Consider the following 16,373-nt stretch of genomic DNA (forward strand, 5'->3'; position numbering starts at 1 on the left):
ACTTTCAGCCGTCGGGCGGACAACGCTGTTTTTGTCCCGCGCCGCGACAGTGCAACACGTCTACCAACGCCGCAATGCATCAGCTCCGCTGATCGCTCAGCTCGCGGTGCTCACCGGCTTGCCGCCCTTGGGCTTGAAATACAGCGTGGCACCGCGGCTCAGGTTGTCCAGGCTCAGGTGATCCTTGGCCACTTCGGCCTCGATCAGCTCGTCCTGGCCTTGCACCTTCAGGGTGATGCGGGTGATGGCGCCGAGCAGGCGGATATCACGCACTTCACCGGCCTGGTGGCCTTCCTCGGCTTCGGTGGACAGGTGCACTTCATGAGGGCGGAACAGCACATGGTGGTCGTCACCGACATACAGGCGGTTGGCATCGCCAAGGAAGTGGTAGACGAAGTCGCTGGACGGTTTTTCGTAGACTTCGGCCGGCGAGCCGATCTGCTCGACCACGCCCTTGTTCATCACCACGATGCGGTCCGCTACTTCCATGGCCTCTTCCTGGTCGTGGGTCACGAACACGCTGGTCAGGTGCACTTCTTCGTGCAGGCGCGCCAGCCAGCGGCGCAGCTCCTTGCGCACCTTGGCGTCGAGAGCGCCGAAAGGTTCGTCGAGCAGCAGCACCTTGGGCTCCACCGCCAGAGCGCGGGCCAGGGCGATACGCTGGCGCTGGCCGCCGGAGAGCTGCTCCGGGTAGCGGTCGGCCAGCCAGTCGAGCTGCACCAGGTCCAGGAGGTCATGGACCTTTTTCTTGATGGTGTTCTCGTTGGGTCTTTCGCCCTTGGGCTTCATGCGCAGGCCAAAGGCGACGTTGTCGAACACGCTCATGTGGCGGAACAGCGCGTAGTGCTGGAACACGAAGCCGACCTTGCGATCGCGCACGTCGTGGTCGGAAACGTCTTCGCCGTGAAATACGATGCTGCCGGTATCCGGCACTTCCAGCCCGGCGATGATGCGCAGCAGGGTGGTCTTGCCGCAGCCGGACGGGCCAAGCAGGGCCACCAGCTCGCCGCTGTTGATGTTCAGGTTGATGTCGTTGAGCGCCTTGAACTGGCCAAAGCGCTTGTTGATGCCGCTGACTTCGATACTCATGGTGTCTACCTGTTTTTGTATGGCCGGTTCGCGCAGGGGCGCGGCGCCGGCAAAAGGGTTCAATCGTCGTTCGCCTTGAGCTGGCGGCTCAGGCGCGCCTCGCTCCATTGGCGCAGCAGCAACACGAACAACGCCATGACCAGCAACAGGATGGCCACGCTGAACGCGGCGACCATGTTGTATTCGTTGTAGAGAATCTCGATATGCAGCGGCAGCGTGTTGGTGTAACCGCGGATGTGCCCGGAAACCACCGATACCGCACCGAACTCGCCCATCGCCCGCGCAGTGCACAGCACCACGCCATAGACCAGCGCCCATTTTACGTTAGGCAGCGTGACATGCCAGAACATCTGCCAGCCATTGGCGCCAAGCAGGCGTGCGGCCTCTTCTTCGGTGGTGCCCTGTTCCTCCATCAGCGGGATCAGCTCGCGCGCGACGAAGGGAAAGGTGACGAATATGGTCGCCAGCACGATGCCCGGCACCGCGTAGATGATCTGCAGGTTGTGTTCCTGCAGGTAGGGCGCCAGCTTGCCCTGCGCACCGAACAGCAGCACGTAGATCAGGCCGGCGACCACCGGCGACACCGAGAACGGCATGTCGATCAGGGTGACCAGCACGCTCTTGCCGCGGAACTCGAACTTGGTCACCGCCCAGGCTGCCGCGACACCGAATACCAGGTTCAGCGGTACGGAAATGGCGGTGGCCAGCAGGGTCAGCTTGAGCGCGGAAATGGCGTCCGGCTCGCGGATCGCCTCCCAGAAAAACGTCAGGCCACGGCTCAGGCCCTGGGTGACGACGATGTACAGCGGCAGCAACAGGATCACCGCGAACACCGCCCATGCGACGACGATCAGGGCGATGGCGCCGGGGGAGCGGCGAACCGGGCGGGCCGTGTTCTTGCCAAGGGTTGCAAGGCTCATGACGGGCTCCTCAGAGTTGCGGCTGGATGCGGCGCTGCAGGATGTTGATCAGCAGCAGCAGGATGAACGAGACCACCAGCATGATCACGCCGATGGCTGTAGCGCCCGGGTAGTCGTACTGGTCCAGTTTGGAGACGATCAGCAGCGGCAGGATCTCGGTCCTCAGCGGAATGTTGCCGGCAATGAACACCACCGAGCCGTACTCGCCCACGCCACGGGCGAATGCCAGGGCGAAGCCGGTCAGCCAGGCGGGCAGCAGGCTGGGCAGCAGCACGTGCCAGAACACCTGTCGCGGCTTGGCGCCCAGGCAGGCGGCGGCTTCTTCGACTTCCTTGGGGATGTCGGCCAGGACTGGCTGCAGAGTGCGCACCACGAACGGCAAGGTGACGAATACCAGAGCCAGGGTGATGCCCAGCGGCGTGTAGGCGATCTTGAACGGAAACAGCGAGCCGATCATGCCATTGGGCGCATACAGCGCGGTCAGGGCGATGCCGGCCACGGCCGTAGGCAGCGCGAACGGCATGTCGACCATGGCATCGATGATTCGCCGGCCCGGAAAGGTGTAGCGCACCAGCACCCAGGCGATGACGGTGCCGAGGATGCCGTTGAGCAGCGCCGCGGCCAGGGCGGTGCCAAAGGAAAGCTTGAGGGAGAACAGCACCTGGCGATTGGTGATCAGGTTCCACCACTGCTCGGCGGACAGCTGCATGGAAAACAGCAGCATGCCACCCAGCGGGATCAGCACGATCAGCGCAAGGTAGGTCAGGGTGTAGCCAAGAGTCAGCCCGAAGCCGGGTATGACCGAGGAGGTTCGACGAGACATGGGAAGTCCTTTTGATCAGGTCCAGCGCATTGGCCCGCCACCTCCCGAGGAGGGGCGGGCGGGCTGATCAGCGATTACTGATTGATCTTGTTGAAGATTTCGTCGAACACGCCGCCGTCGTCGAAGTACTTGGGCTGTGCGGAGGCCCAGCCACCGAAGTCCTTGTCGATGGTGACCAGTTCCAGGCTCTTGAATTGCTCCTTGAACTCGGCAGCCACTTCGGCGTTACGCGGGCGGTAGAAGTGCTTCGCGGCGATGCGCTGGCCTTCTTCGCTGTACAGGTATTGCAGGTAGGCTTCGGCGGCTTTGCGGGTGCCTTTGCGGTCGACGTTCCTGTCGACCACGGCCACCGGCGGCTCGGCGAGGATGGACAGCGATGGGGTGATGATTTCCAGTCCATCGCCGCCTTCTTCGGCGAGCGACAGGTAGGCCTCGTTCTCCCAGGCCAGCAGCACGTCACCCAGGCCACGCTGGACGAAGCTGATGGTCGCGCCGCGGGCACCGGTGTCGAGCACCGGCGCGTGGCGGTACAGCTCGGTCACGTATTCCAGGGCTTTCTCGTCGCTGCCGTACTTCTTCTTGGCAAAGGCCCAGGCAGCCAGGAAGTTCCAGCGTGCGCCGCCCGAGGTTTTCGGGTTCGGGGTAATGATCTCCACGCCATCCTTGACCAGGTCGTCCCAGTCCTTGATGCCTTTCGGGTTGCCCTTGCGCACTAGAAACACGATGGTCGAGGTGTACGGCGTGCTGTTGTCGGCCAGGCGTTTCTGCCAGTCCTTGTCGATCAGCGGCTGGTTCAGGTTGATCGCGTCGATATCACCGGACAGCGCCAGGGTCACCACGTCGGCCTGCAGGCCGTCGATCACCGCACGTGCCTGCTTGCCCGAGCCACCGTGAGATTGCTGGATGGTCAGGGCTTCGTTGCCCTGTTCCTGCCAGTGCTTGTTGAAAGCCTTGTTGAAATCGACATACAGCTCACGGGTCGGGTCGTAGGACACGTTGAGCAGGGTCTGGGCGGAAACCGGACCGGCGACCAGGGCACTGGCGAGCGCGGCGATTGCGAAACGGCGAATGGACATGGGTGGTGCTCCTCGATACGGAATACGGTGCTGTGCGTGTTTGGCGTGATCGTTATTCGATGGGGCTCCAGGCCCGCATTCGTGGGGTACATCGGCAGTGGCGATAAACATTCATGCTGGGTGGCCCGTGGTCGAGTTGGCGAGAGCGGATCAGGCGTTCTTGCTGCCGGATGGCTGCAGGCGGAATTTTTCCTTGCGCTCGATCTGCACCACTTGGCCGTTGTGCACGGTGATTTCCACCGAGCCGAATTTCAGGCCGTTCAGGGCGTTTTGGATCTCGCGCAGGATGGCGGCATCGTCCTGGCCTTCCAGATTGCGAAGGGTGGCGGTCATGGTGTGGCTCCTTGCCCTCGAAAGGTGGTGCGACGGCTGTCGGCGGCGGGGCGTGGAGCGGATACTAGGGGCTCCTGAATATTCTTAAAAATACTGTTTAATAACATTGTTATTCTTTTTTTATATATGCAGAGCAAGCGCCGCCGCATCCTTTATATTCTTTAAATGAATAAACAAATATCTACTTATTCTTTTTGGTTTACTCGTCGGCGCTCTACACTGCAGGCCATGCAGATTCAGGAGGGCGCCGTCATGCGCAGTGAAGCCATTCGATACCTCATCGTGCCGGGCTGGCAGGGCTCGGCCGACGACCACTGGCAAAGCCACTGGCAGCGCAGCCTGCCTAATAGCACGCGGGTCGAGCAGCTGGACTGGCTGACTCCGCGCCGCGAGGATTGGGTCGCCGCTCTGGAGCGGCAGATAGGCGCCGATCCGCGCCCAGCGATACTGATCGCCCACAGCCTGGGTTGCATCACGGTGGCGCATTGGGCGACTCAGGCGCCGGTGGCTTCCTTGCGCCGTGTACAGGGCGCGCTGCTGGTGGCGCCTGCCGATGTGCAGCGCCCCAACTGCCCGGAGGCACTGCGTAATTTCGCACCGGTTCCCCGCCATCTACTGCCTTTTCCCAGCCAGTTGGTGGGCTCCGACAATGACTCGGCGGCCAGTTCGGCGCGGGTTATCGAAATGGCCCGTGACTGGGGCAGCGAAGCCGCCATTCTCAGTGGCGCCGGGCATATCAACGTGAAGTCCGGGCACCAGCGCTGGGAGCAGGGCTTCGCGTACCTGTTCCGCCTGCAGGGCCGTATCGAGCAGCAGATGCGCCGGCGTGCCTGACAGCCGCTGGCGTACCGGCACGTGTCGCCTCAGGGCGGTGACGCAGCCGCCACTGCCAATCACCGGCCGCCCGCGGCCCGACCACTGAGGTAATCCTTTATGAGTACGCTACCGGCTGGCGCCCCGTCACTGCTGATCTTTCCCGATGCAGACAGGAGCCCCTTGAGCATTCGTGCCAAGGCGCTGGTGTTCATCGACCCGCGTACGCGCCAGTTGCGCGACCGGGTGGAGCGCCTGGCAGGCGTGCCGGTACCGATCCTGATTCAGGGGGAAACCGGTACCGGCAAGGAATTGCTGGCGCGTCACATCCACCGTGCCAGCGAGCGGCCAGGGCTGTTCGCGGCGCTCAGTTGCAGCAGCCTGAGCGTCGGCCATGCCGAGGCCGAGTTGTTCGGCCATGTGGCGGGTGCCCACCAGGGCGCGGTTAGCAGCCGGGCCGGTTGGCTCGGCTCGGCCAATGGCGGCACCCTCTACCTGGACGAGATCGCCGACTTGCCGCTGGCCTTGCAGGCGCAGTTGCTCAGCGTGTTGGAAACCGGCGAGGCCTTGCGTGTGGGCGCATCGGCGCCAACCCCGGTGGACGTACGCCTGGTGGCCGCCACCAGTATCGACCTGCGGCAGGCGGTGGAGGCCGGCAAGTTCGACGAACGACTGGCCCATTACCTGAGTGACGGGCACCTCGAGCTGCCGCCCCTGCGCGAGCGGGTCGGTGACGTGCTGCCGCTGGCCGAGTATTTTCTGGGCATCTACGCCCAGCGCCTGCGCCTGCCGTTGCCGGGCATCAGCCTGGCTGCCCAGGCGGTGCTCGAACGGCACGATTGGCCGGGCAATACCCGTGAACTGGAGAACGTGGTGCACTTCGCACTGCTGGTCTGCAGTGACGGCGGCATCGACGTGCAGCACCTCAACTTGCCAGCAGCAGCGCCGTTGAAACGTATTGAGCACGCCCTCGAGCAATTGATCGATGACGGCGACGCCGCCCAGCTCGCCGCGCTTCGCGAATTGCTGCGGCGTGCTGAGGCAAGGGCGCCGGTGCTGGCGGCCTCCTGATACGACACTGTGTGAGCGGGTGGTCAAAAGCGGAAGCGGCCGTAGGGTGGATGACGCTCTTTTCATCCACCATTGCGATCGGTGGACGGGTCGGGCCGCGTAGGTGAGGCGTCGTCAACCCTACGACTGTGGGAGCGGGCCGTGCCCGCGAATAATCACGGGCATGGCCCGTTCCCACAATGAATCACCGAAAGGCCGCTTTCGCCCCCTCGTAGCCATTTGCATTACTGGGCCCGTTGCGCCTATGACGCCAGCAGCGACACCGATTTGACCTGCGCCCACAGCGGCTGCCCCATATGGATATCCAACTGGTCGAACGAATACCGGGTGATGCGCGCGATGATGCGTTGCTCGCCGAGCTGCAGTTCGACCAGGCGGTGCGCCGGGTTTGGCAGCTCGAACCAGCGCTCGACCGTGGCCGGCAGCAGGTTGAGCACGCTGCTGTCACGGGCTTGCTGCAGGCTCAGGCTGACGTCGCGGGCCTTGATCTTGATGCGTACCTGGCGCCCGCTCGGCAATGCCGCGTGAGCCACTCGCAGGCAGGCGCTGCTGCCGGCCAGGTGCATGTCGAGCAGGCCGTACTGCGCATCATGACGCTCCACGCGGCCTTCGATCACGGCCTCGGCATCGTCTTCGAAGATGAATGGCAGGTCGCTGCGCAACAGCGTTTCCTGGAGCGGCCCGCTGGCGATGACCCTGCCTTCGTCGAGCACCACCAGGTGGTCGGCGAGGCGCGCCACTTCGTCCGGCGCGTGGCTGACGTAGAGGATCGGGATATCCAGCTCGTCATGCAGGCGCTCCAGGTACGGCAACACGTCGCCCTTGCGCTTGAGGTCCAGCGCCGCCAGGGGCTCATCCATCAGCAGCAGGCGCGGGCTGGTGAGCAGGGCGCGGGCCATGCCGACGCGCTGGCGCTCACCGCCGGACAGGCGATCCGGCAGGCGGTCGAGCAGGTGCTCGATGCCGAGCAACTCGACCGCCTGCTCGAAGGGTACGCGGCGCTCGGCCTTGGCGATGCGCTTGAAGCCGAACTCGAGGTTGCGCCGCACCGACAGGTGGGGGAACAGGTTGGCTTCCTGGAACACGTAGCCGACCGGCCTCCGGTGGGCCGGCAGCCAGATGCCCCGTGCGCTGTCCTGCCAGGTTTCACCGTTGACCTGCAGCGCCCCGCTGGCCGGGCGCTCCAGGCCGGCGACGCAGCGCAGCAGGGTGGTCTTGCCGGAGCCGGAATGGCCGAACAGTGCACTGACCCCGCGGCCGGGCAACTGCAGGTCGACCTCCAGGGCGAAGCCGGGGTGCACCAGGCTGAAGCGGGCGTGGATCTGCGGGCCGCTCATGTCCAGGCCCTCTGGCCACGCCGGCCGCTGGAATAGAGCGCCAATAGCACCAGAAAGGAGAACGCCACCATGCCGCCCGCCAGCCAATGGGCTTGGGCGTACTCCATGGTTTCCACATGGTTGTAGATCTGCACCGAGGCCACCTGGGTCTTGCCGGGAATATTGCCGCCGATCATCAGCACCACCCCGAATTCGCCGACGGTATGGGCAAAGCCGAGAATCGCCGCCGTGACAAAACCCGGCCGGGCCAATGGCAGCACCACGCTGAAGAAGCTGTCCCAGGGCCCGGCCCGCAGCGTGGCAGCGGCTTCCAGCGGCGCGCGGCCCATGGCTTCGAAGGCGTTCTGCAGCGGCTGCACCACGAACGGCAGGGAATAGAACACCGAGCCGATCAGTAGCCCGGCAAAAGTGAACGTCAGGGTGCCCAGGCCAAGGCTCTGGGTCAGTTGGCCGAAGAAACCGTTGGGCCCCATGCTGATCAGCAGGTAAAAGCCGATCACCGTCGGTGGCAGCACCAGCGGCAGGGCGACGATGGCGCCAATCGGGCGTTTCAGCCAGGAGTCGGTGCGGGCCAGCCACCAGGCAATGGGCGTACCGACCAGCAGCAACAGCAGGGTGGTCAGGGTGGCCAGCTCCAGGGTGAGGAGAATGGCGGCGAAGTCATTGGGGCCCAGGGGCATGCAGTGGCCTTTCAGGTGTGGGTGAAAAAACCGCCAGCGCCGGCTGCTGATCTTCCAACTTACGCGCCGGCATTTCAAAGGCGGAAGCAGCCGTTCGGTGATTCATTGTGGGAACGGGCCATGCCCGTGATTATTCGCGGGCACGGCCCGCTCCCACAGTCGTAGGGTGGACGACGCCTCACCTACGCGGCCCGATCCGTCCACTGATCGCAATGGTGGATGAAAAGAGCGTCATCTACCCTACGTCTGCTCTCGCCTTTTAGCAGCCTGACCCTTTGCATCCGCTCGCAAGGTCGTTAACAGGCCATTTAAAGCTCGTAGCCGTAGGCCTTGATGATTGCGGCGGCTTTCGGGCCTTTCAGGTAATCGACCAGCGCCGTGGCCGCGGGATTGCCTGCGCCTTTGTTGAGGATCAGCGCATCCTGGCGGATCGGCTGGTACATCGTTTCGGGCACTACCCAGGCCGAACCACTGGTGATCCGCCCGTCCTTGTAGACCTGGGAGAGGGCGACAAAGCCCAGTTCCGCATTGCCGGTGGCAACGAACTGCAGCGCCTGGGTGATGTTCTGGCCTTCGACTATCCGGCCTTTGAGGCGTTCGCTCAGGCCCAGTTTTTCTAGCGTCTGGGTCGCAGCCAGGCCGTAGGGCGCAGCCTTCGGGTTGGCAATGGCCAGGTGCTTGAAATCTCCGTGCTCGAGTACGGCGCCGTTGTCATCGACAACGCCCGGTTTTGGCGACCACAGCACCAGCTTGCCAATGGCGTAGGTGAAGCGTGAACCGCTCACGGCCTGGCCTTGCGCCTCGAGCTTGGCGGGCGTGCCGTCGTCGGCGGAAAGAAAGACTTCGAAGGGCGCGCCATTGCGTATCTGTGCATAAAACTGCCCGGTAGCCCCGTAGGACGCCTGCAGGCTGTGGCCGGTGTCTTCTTCGAACGCGGCGGCGATGGCCTTCATCGGCGCGGTGAAGTTAGCCGCGACGGCGACCTGCACCTGGCCGGCAAACGCGTTACCGGCGACAGCCAGGGCAGCGCAGACGATGAAAAGCTGCCGAGCGAGGCGGGTGACCATGGGCGACTCCTGTGGGTACTAGCCGCGAACACGGCCACATGCGATAACGCTATATACAAAAATATACGGCGGTAGGGAAGTGAAACCGCTAACGCGCGTGGCATGCACTGCTCAGGCAGCATGAAGAAGACGGACACTTTGCGGCGCCAGCCTTTTTGTGTGGCCATAAAAAATGCCAGTCAGATCACCTGACTGGCATTCGAGACGCGGTGGTTAACGGTGGCTTATTTCAGCCACTCGGCGACGCGGTCCGGGTTCTTGGCGATCCACTGCTTGGCCGCTTCGTCCGGCTTGACGCCATCGCGAATGGACAGCATCACCGCGCCCACTTCCTCGGCGCTCCAGGAGATCTTCTTGAGGAAGGCGGCCGCTTCCGGCGCCTTGGCCTCCAGGCCCGGGTTGGCCACGGTGTCCACGCGCTCGGCTTCACCAAAGACGTTCTTCGGGTCTTCCAGGAAGCGCAGCTTCCATTGCGCGAACATCCAGTGCGGAATCCAGCCAGTCACCACGATCGGCTTCTGGGATTTCTCGGCGCGGGTCAGAGCGGTGGTCATGGCCGGGCCTGAGCTCGGCATCAGGCGGATGCTCTTGAGGTCGTATTCCTTGATGGCATCTTCGGTGCGGCGCATCACCCCGGCGCCAGCGTCGATACCGGTGATCTTGCCGTCGAAGTCCTTGGCGTATTTCTCCAGGTCGGCGATGGTCTTGGCTTCCACGTAGTCGGGCACGATCAGGCCGATCTTGGCGCCGTTGTAGTTGGTGCCGAGCACGGTGACCTTGTCCTTGAGCTTTTCGAAGTACTCGCCGTGGGTGGCCGGCAGCCAGGCGGAGAGGGTGGCGTCGAGATCACCGCGGGCGACGCCCTGCCACATGATCGCCGGCTCCACTGGTTGCAGGGTCACGTCGTAACCGAGCTTGGTCTTGAGGATTTCACCGGCCACATGGGTGACGGCGACACTGTCGTCCCAGCCATTCACGTAGCCGATCTTCAGGGCGGGCTTGTCGGCTGCCATGGCGCTGGACATGCCCATCGCCACGGCGGCGACGCCGAGGCTCTGCAGGCAGAGGCGTTTGAATCTTTGCATAGGTCTTGCTCCGTCAGTGAGTGGCAGTTCGGTTGGTATACTGGCTCGTTCTGATCGCGGGCCTTGCGGCACCAGCTGTGCTGGGCAGGGTGTTGGTCCTGCCTGCACCGGGCGCATGGGAGGCGTGCCTCCCCGCTGGCAGGCAGCGCGTGCAGCGCCACCTGTCGATACCCGATCCGGTTGCTGGCAACCGGATCGCGGTCGGTGCGGGACTTAACAGGTCATCAAAAACCAGCTGCGTTGCCGCCGCCGGAGTGAAAACGGCCTGTTACAGCCCGACGAATTTTTTCACGGCGGCCACGCCATCCTGGCCGTCGAAGGTGGTGACACCGTCGAGCCAGGTGTCGAGTACCTGTGGGTTGGCCTTGATCCACTCTTTAGCCACATCGGCTGGATCCTGCTTCTCCAGCACTTTTTCCATCAGCTGGCTTTCCATCTCGACGTTGAACTGCAGGTTGTTGAGCAGTTTGCCGACGTTGGCGCAGCGTTCCTCGTAGTCGGCGGGCACCACGGTGTAGACCTTGGCGGCGCCGTAATCCGGGCCGAACACATCGTCGCCACCGGACAGGTAGGTGATGTCGTACTGGGTGTTCATCGGGTGCGGTGCCCAGCCCAGGAAGACCACCGGCTCTTTCTTGCGGATGGCGCGTTGCACCTGCACCAGCATGCCGGCCTCGCTGGACTCGATCATCTTGAAATCGCCGAGATCGAAGGTGTCGCCTTTGATCATCCCGTCGATCAGCAGGTTGCCGTCGTTGCCCGGTTCGATGCCGTAGATCTTGCCGCCCAGCTTATCCTTGAACTTGGCGATGTCCTGGAAGCTCTTGAGGCCCGCTTCAGCCGCGTAGGTGGGCACCGCCAGGGTGTACTTGGCCCCTTCGAGGTTGGCCTTGGGCAGCACCTTGACGCTGTTGTCCTTGGTGAACGGCTCGATCACCGAATCCATCGAGGGCGCCCAGTAACCGAGGAACACGTCGATCTGCTTGTTCTTCACGCCAGTGAAGGCGATCGGCACCGAGGCCATGGTCTTGCGCGGCGTGTAGCCGAGGCCTTCGGTGAGGGTCATGGCCACGCCGGTGGTGGCGGCGATGTCGGCCCAGCCGATCTCGGCGAAACGTACCTGCTTGCAGCTCGCCGGCTCCTGCGCCCAGGCGCTCTGCGCCAGCACGCAGGAAAGCAGACCGAGCCCTGCCACCTTCTTGAAGTTGTTCATCCGCGAATCCTTGTTTGGTCGAAAGGCTGCTGAGTATGCTGCTTACTGGCGTTGCAGTCGCGCGCTCAGCCAATTCAGCCAGCCGGCACGGTTCGCTGCCGTCTGCGGCGTACCGAAGCTTTCGGTGATGCGGTCGAGGATGATCGCCAGCAGCACCACGGCCATGCCGCTTTCGAAGCCCAGGCCGATGTCCAGGCGCTGGATACTGGCCAGTACGTCGTTGCCCAGGCCGCCGGCGCCGACCATCGAGGCGATGATCACCATCGACAGGGCCATCATGATGGTCTGGTTGACGCCCGCCATGATCGACGGCATCGCGTTGGGCAGTTGCACCTTGAACAGCAACTGACGGCTGTTGCAGCCGAACGACTGGCCGGCCTCGACGATTTCCTTGTTGACCTGGCGAATGCCCAGGCTGGTCAGGCGCACCGCCGGCGGCATGGCGAAGATCACCGTGGCGATGATGCCGGGCACCCGGCCGAGGCCGAACAGCATGGCGGCGGGGATCAGGTAGACGAACGCCGGCATGGTCTGCATGAAGTCCAGGATCGGCCGGATGATGGTCGAGACGCGCTCGCTCTTGGCGGCCCAGATACCCAGGGGGATGCCCATCAGCAGGCTGATCAGGGTGGCCGAGAAAGTCAGGCCCAGGGTGACCACGGTCTGCTCCCAGAAGCCGGTCATGACGATCAGCACGAAGGCAACGGCGGTGAACACGGCGAAGCGCAAGCCGATGCGCCACAGCCCCAAGGCAACGAAGATGGCGATCAGCAGCCAGGCCGGGGGCAGCATGAGCACCGCCTCGATGCCCTCGGAAAAGCCACTGACCACGCTGCCGATGCTGTCGAAGGCGCCGCTGTAGTTATCCAGCAGGTGTTGTACCGAGTCGTTGACCCAACTGCCCAGATCCAGTTTCTCGCTCATGTCATTCTCCCTGCAGACGAGTCAGGAGGCGGCCTTTACTGATCGCGCCGCTGTAGTGTCCGTCCTGGTCTACCACCGGGATCGGCCCCTCGTTGTCCACCAGGCGACCGATCACCTGATCGAGTGGCATGTCCTCCGGAACCGGGTTGATTTCCTTCAATACGGCCTGGTTGAGGGAGCAGGATCCGCCGCCCTCGACCAGCAGGGCGATTCTCTCGAGGCTGATGGAACCCTGGAACTTGTTGTCTTCGTCGACGATGAAGGCGTAGTGCTTGTCCTGCTCCTGCAGCTCTCGGCAGACGGTCTGCGCATCGGGCGCCTTGCCGTTGTGCACGTAGATCGGCACGCTGTCGGATTTGAGCTGGCCGGCGGTGAGATAGCGGCTGGTGTCGACCGTATCGAAGAAATTACGCACATAATCGTTGGCGGGGTGATCGATGAGTTCCTGCGGCGTCCCGACCTGGATGAGCTTGCCGCCCTCCATGATGCCGATGCGATTACCGATGCGCATGGCCTCTTCGATATCGTGGGACACGAAGATGATGGTGCGACGGTCGGTCTTCTGCAGCTCCAGAAGGATGTCCTGCATTTCGCGGCGCTTGAGCGGGTCGAGTGCCGAGAAGGCTTCGTCCATGATGATCATCGAAGGGTCGACGGCCAGCGCGCGAGCCAGGCCGACGCGCTGCTGCATGCCCCCTGAAAGTTCGTGCGGAAACTTGCTGGCGAAGGTGTCCAGGCCTACCTGCTTGAGCACCTGCATGGCGCGTTCCTCGCGCTCCTTGCGGCCCTTGCCGGCCACTTCGAGGCCGAAGGCGGCGTTGTCCAGGACGGTACGTGACGGCATCAGCGCGAACGACTGGAAGACCATGCTCATGTCGCGGCGGCGCAGTTCGATCAGTTGGTCCTTGGGGAGTTTGGCGACGTTCTGGCCGTCGATGAATACATCGCCGGCAGTGGGTTCTACGAGCCGGTTGATCAGGCGAATGAGGGTCGATTTACCTGAGCCGGAGAGGCCCATCAATACGAAGATTTCCCCTTCTTCGACGCTGAACGATACGTCGCTCACGCCGATCACGGCGCCTTTCTCGGCGAGGATCCTATCCTTGCTCCAGCCCTGCTTGAGCAGGTCGATGGCTTCTTGCGGCTTGTCGCCGAACACCTTGTAGAGGTTCTCGACGACTATTTTTCCAGACTGCATGGGACGGTTCCCCTTCAGTGACATCCAGAGCAGTTGCACGCAGCTTGCCGAGCGCCCACCGGGCGCCCGTCAGGCGATGTCGACTGTTCTTGCTTGTGGGTATATACACGGTTCCGAGGTTTGGACAGCGTTCTGCTACATGGCGTTCTGCTGGCACCCGCGCACGCTACCGGAGCCCTGCCATGGCTGCTAGCAGCCCGGGGCATTGCACAGGTGGATTGTCGAGTGAAACTAACGTTGCCGTGCTGCAAACTGCTTTCCAAACCCTCTGGCAGTGTTACGAAACCCAGTCCATTGGGAATTCACATCTCGTCCAAGATGCGCGTACATCCGAAATTTCTTGTGGGCTGGCGCCCGTTTGCGGTGGCCAGCACTTATCTGTTCTTCGGTCCGAAGCGAAGGCGCTTCAGTCTGCCACTCTGGTCAAAAGTGACAGCGACGAAATCGGCTGGCTCAACGATATAGTCTTGCGGTCATGGCAATTATCGAATTGCGACCCTGACGTGTTGGGCGACGACAAAAATGCCGCCGCCTAAAAAACCATAACAGATTTTTTCGTCCCTTGGCCAAGGCTGCAAGCCAGGTGTGGCGCGGTTCTCAGCCTTTCGTCGGGCGTCAGGCTAGGCGATACGCGGGCTGCAGCGAATTCGAAAAAAACGCATGTAAGGCTGTCGGTAGCGGCAAAACAGTCGGAAAAAACCGCCTTTTACCGCGCATGCCGGTCGGGCCCCGCCGATTTGCGGCACTGTTGCGAGGGCTTGGCACGCTCGAGCGAACGAGCCTTTTCGGGCGCGTGCCGCACCGGCCCGCTCACCCGCTTGCGCGACACTGTCGCTGCATGGAGCGGCCGATTCGTGAGCCCTTTTCGCCCAGGTGTCAGGCCGCTCGCCAATTTTTGGTGCATCGCCTGCAACGGCCGATGCCTTGCTGAGCGTGACCGATCGGTCACGCGTTGCGTTACTGCCTGCAGGTAACCATTGCAACTGTGCGGGAACACCCTGCGCCAACAGTGCTACGAAAATGCTCAAGCCCCTGGGGCATGGCGCTTTCGCCAGTTTCAGCGAGGCGCCAATGTGTCACCTGGGTTGCCGAAGCAAGGGCGCTGCAGGCGCGATTGCCTTTCTGCGTGTTGAATGTGCAATGTCGGCATGACCCTTGCGTTGCATAGGGATGAGCTTGACTGCCCTGTGCTGCAATCATAAGAAAACTGAGCCTCGCCATGAAGGCTCACAACGTGCTTAGCGTGAGGATCCACCCATGTCCCAGACCAATCAGGGAGCGCCGCTCCAGCCCCGCGTTCCGCAATCCATCGGGTTTCTTCTGTTGGACAACTTCACCCTGATTTCCCTGGCGTCTGCCGTGGAGCCTCTACGCATGGCCAACCAGCTTTCCGGCAAAGAGCTGTATCGCTGGCATACGCTGACCCTCAACGGCCTGCCGGTGTGCGCCAGTGACGGTCTGCAGATCACCCCGGATGCCAGTGCGGACAACTCGCCGGCCCTGAGCGCGGTGATTGTCTGCGGCGGCGTGGACATCCAGCGTAGCGTCACCCGTGACCACGTACGTTGGCTGCAGGGCCAGGCGCGCCAAGGCCGGCAGATGGGTGCGGTGTGCACCGGTAGCTGGGCGCTGGCCAAGGCCGGGTTGCTCGACGGTTACGATTGCAGTGTGCACTGGGAGTTTCTCGCTGCCATGCAGGAGGCTTTCCCCCGTGCGGCGATCACCACGCGGTTGTTCTCCATCGACCGCAACCGCAACACCTCGTCCGGCGGCACCGCGCCAATGGACATGATGCTGCACCTGATCGCCCGCGAACATGGACGCGAGCTGGCCGCGGCGATCTCGGAAATGTTCATATACGAGCGCATCCGCAACGAGCAGGATCATCAGCGTGTGCCACTCAAGCACATGCTCGGCACCAACCAGCCAAAGCTGCAGGAAATCGTCGCGCTGATGGAGGCCAATCTCGAAGAGCCCATCGACCTCGACCAACTGGCACTGTATGTCGACGTTTCCCGCCGTCAGCTGGAGCGCCTGTTCCAGAAGTACCTGCATTGTTCGCCGTCGCGCTACTACCTGAAGCTGCGCCTGATCCGTGCCCGCCAGTTGCTCAAGCAGACCTCGATGTCGATCATCGAAGTGGCCTCGGTCTGCGGCTTCGTGTCCACGCCACATTTCTCCAAGTGCTACCGCGAGTACTTTGGCATTCCGCCGCGTGACGAGCGTGCCGGCAGCAGTTCCAACGTGGTGGCGCTGGTACCGATTCGCGATGACCTGATGCCCGAGCCTTCTTCCGCCATGTCCGCCCTTAACCGTGCCCAGGGCGAGTCGACCTTCGCCAGCGTGCGGGTCATCTGAGCCCGGGGCGGTGGCGGCTGCTGTCGCCATCGCCCTGTTTGCCGCGGGCCGATGGGCCCTGCCACCACCGGCTAGAGCTGATAAAAAACCACTGGTTCATGCGGCGGCCTTGCGCCGCTTCCCTGCGTGGTGCGTTATCCACAGGAGTGCGCGGGGTGTTTGTGCGCCAGTTATTGGTTTGCGGACAGACACAGTGTTCAACGGCTTAACCCAAGCGAAGCCTCGATACGGCGGGCTCTACAGCTGATTTTCGGCAGGCGGCCCAGGGCGGATAGGGGACCCGGCATCGGAGGTGCGCCTTGAAGGCGTTATTCAACACCTTATCCACAGTTTTGTGTACAGGTTGCTGGGGCGTTCGGCGGGCTTTCGCACGAGGTGCCCGCCGC

Annotated in this window: 16 protein-coding genes; 4 read left to right on the forward strand and 12 right to left on the reverse strand. The window is 62.9% G+C overall.

What is annotated here, in order from left to right; genetic code table 11:
• Positions 1-96: 96 nt before the first annotated feature.
• The 5 genes from ACZ0AV_RS15400 to oscA all read right to left on the reverse strand — a co-directional run bounded on the left by ACZ0AV_RS15400 (position 97) and on the right by oscA (position 4,241).
• Complete coding sequence (locus ACZ0AV_RS15400) at positions 97-1,089, reverse strand: sulfate/molybdate ABC transporter ATP-binding protein (RefSeq protein WP_499151829.1); 993 nt, start codon at positions 1,087-1,089, stop codon at positions 97-99.
• Between the two features lie 59 nt (positions 1,090-1,148).
• Entirely contained in the window at positions 1,149-2,009 is an 861-nt protein-coding gene (gene cysW / locus ACZ0AV_RS15405) for a sulfate ABC transporter permease subunit CysW (RefSeq protein WP_499151830.1), read from the reverse strand.
• Positions 2,010-2,019: 10 nt separating this feature from the next.
• A complete protein-coding gene (gene cysT / locus ACZ0AV_RS15410) occupies positions 2,020-2,832 on the reverse strand; it encodes a sulfate ABC transporter permease subunit CysT (protein ID WP_499151831.1) in 813 nt (270 codons plus the stop codon).
• A 74-nt stretch (positions 2,833-2,906) separates the two neighbouring features.
• Positions 2,907-3,908 (reverse strand): sulfate ABC transporter substrate-binding protein, encoded by a 1,002-nt coding sequence (locus tag ACZ0AV_RS15415; RefSeq protein WP_499151832.1) that lies wholly within the window; start codon positions 3,906-3,908, stop codon positions 2,907-2,909.
• Positions 3,909-4,058: 150 nt separating this feature from the next.
• Positions 4,059-4,241, reverse strand: coding sequence for a sulfur starvation response protein OscA (gene oscA, locus ACZ0AV_RS15420; RefSeq protein WP_499151833.1), 183 nt, complete (start codon positions 4,239-4,241; stop codon positions 4,059-4,061).
• Positions 4,242-4,493: 252 nt separating this feature from the next.
• Between oscA and ACZ0AV_RS15425 the strand changes: the two genes are divergently transcribed.
• Together ACZ0AV_RS15425 and ACZ0AV_RS15430 are read left to right on the forward strand one after the other, a co-directional pair.
• On the forward strand, positions 4,494-5,075 hold the full coding sequence (locus ACZ0AV_RS15425; RefSeq protein WP_499151834.1) for an alpha/beta hydrolase: 582 nt from the start codon (positions 4,494-4,496) through the stop codon (positions 5,073-5,075).
• A gap of 99 nt (positions 5,076-5,174) precedes the next feature.
• Positions 5,175-6,125: a sigma 54-interacting transcriptional regulator gene (locus ACZ0AV_RS15430; RefSeq protein WP_499151835.1), complete on the forward strand. Its 951-nt coding sequence runs from the start codon at positions 5,175-5,177 to the stop codon at positions 6,123-6,125.
• Between the two features lie 242 nt (positions 6,126-6,367).
• On the opposite strand, the gene modC is transcribed toward ACZ0AV_RS15430, so the two are convergent.
• The 7 genes from modC to ACZ0AV_RS15465 form a co-directional block, all read right to left on the reverse strand.
• Entirely contained in the window at positions 6,368-7,462 is a 1,095-nt protein-coding gene (gene modC, locus ACZ0AV_RS15435) for a molybdenum ABC transporter ATP-binding protein (protein ID WP_499151836.1), read from the reverse strand.
• The gene (modB, locus tag ACZ0AV_RS15440) at positions 7,459-8,142 is read right to left on the reverse strand and encodes a molybdate ABC transporter permease subunit (RefSeq protein WP_499151837.1); all 684 of its coding nucleotides are present in this window, start codon (positions 8,140-8,142) and stop codon (positions 7,459-7,461) included. Before modB ends, modC begins: the two co-directional genes overlap by 4 nt.
• Positions 8,143-8,450: 308 nt before the next feature.
• Entirely contained in the window at positions 8,451-9,209 is a 759-nt protein-coding gene (gene modA, locus ACZ0AV_RS15445; protein WP_499151838.1) for a molybdate ABC transporter substrate-binding protein, read from the reverse strand.
• Positions 9,210-9,433: 224 nt separating this feature from the next.
• Positions 9,434-10,294, reverse strand: coding sequence for a glycine betaine ABC transporter substrate-binding protein (locus tag ACZ0AV_RS15450; protein ID WP_499151839.1), 861 nt, complete (start codon positions 10,292-10,294; stop codon positions 9,434-9,436).
• 268 nt (positions 10,295-10,562) lie between these two features.
• Positions 10,563-11,507, reverse strand: a complete 945-nt coding sequence (locus ACZ0AV_RS15455; RefSeq protein WP_499151840.1) for a choline ABC transporter substrate-binding protein — start codon at positions 11,505-11,507, stop codon at positions 10,563-10,565.
• A 42-nt stretch (positions 11,508-11,549) separates the two neighbouring features.
• Positions 11,550-12,431: an ABC transporter permease gene (locus ACZ0AV_RS15460; protein WP_499151841.1), complete on the reverse strand. Its 882-nt coding sequence runs from the start codon at positions 12,429-12,431 to the stop codon at positions 11,550-11,552.
• A gap of 1 nt (position 12,432) precedes the next feature.
• Positions 12,433-13,629 (reverse strand): quaternary amine ABC transporter ATP-binding protein, encoded by a 1,197-nt coding sequence (locus tag ACZ0AV_RS15465; RefSeq protein WP_499151842.1) that lies wholly within the window; start codon positions 13,627-13,629, stop codon positions 12,433-12,435.
• Between the two features lie 182 nt (positions 13,630-13,811).
• Between ACZ0AV_RS15465 and ACZ0AV_RS15470 the strand changes: the two genes are divergently transcribed.
• Together ACZ0AV_RS15470 and gbdR are read left to right on the forward strand one after the other, a co-directional pair.
• Positions 13,812-14,165 (forward strand): hypothetical protein, encoded by a 354-nt coding sequence (locus ACZ0AV_RS15470; RefSeq protein WP_499151843.1) that lies wholly within the window; start codon positions 13,812-13,814, stop codon positions 14,163-14,165.
• Positions 14,166-14,886: 721 nt separating this feature from the next.
• Positions 14,887-15,987, forward strand: a complete 1,101-nt coding sequence (gene gbdR / locus ACZ0AV_RS15475) for a choline metabolism transcriptional regulator GbdR (RefSeq protein ID WP_499151844.1) — start codon at positions 14,887-14,889, stop codon at positions 15,985-15,987.
• Positions 15,988-16,373: the final 386 nt, after the last annotated feature.

The sequence above is a fragment of the Pseudomonas sp. AC532 genome (assembly GCF_979258965.1).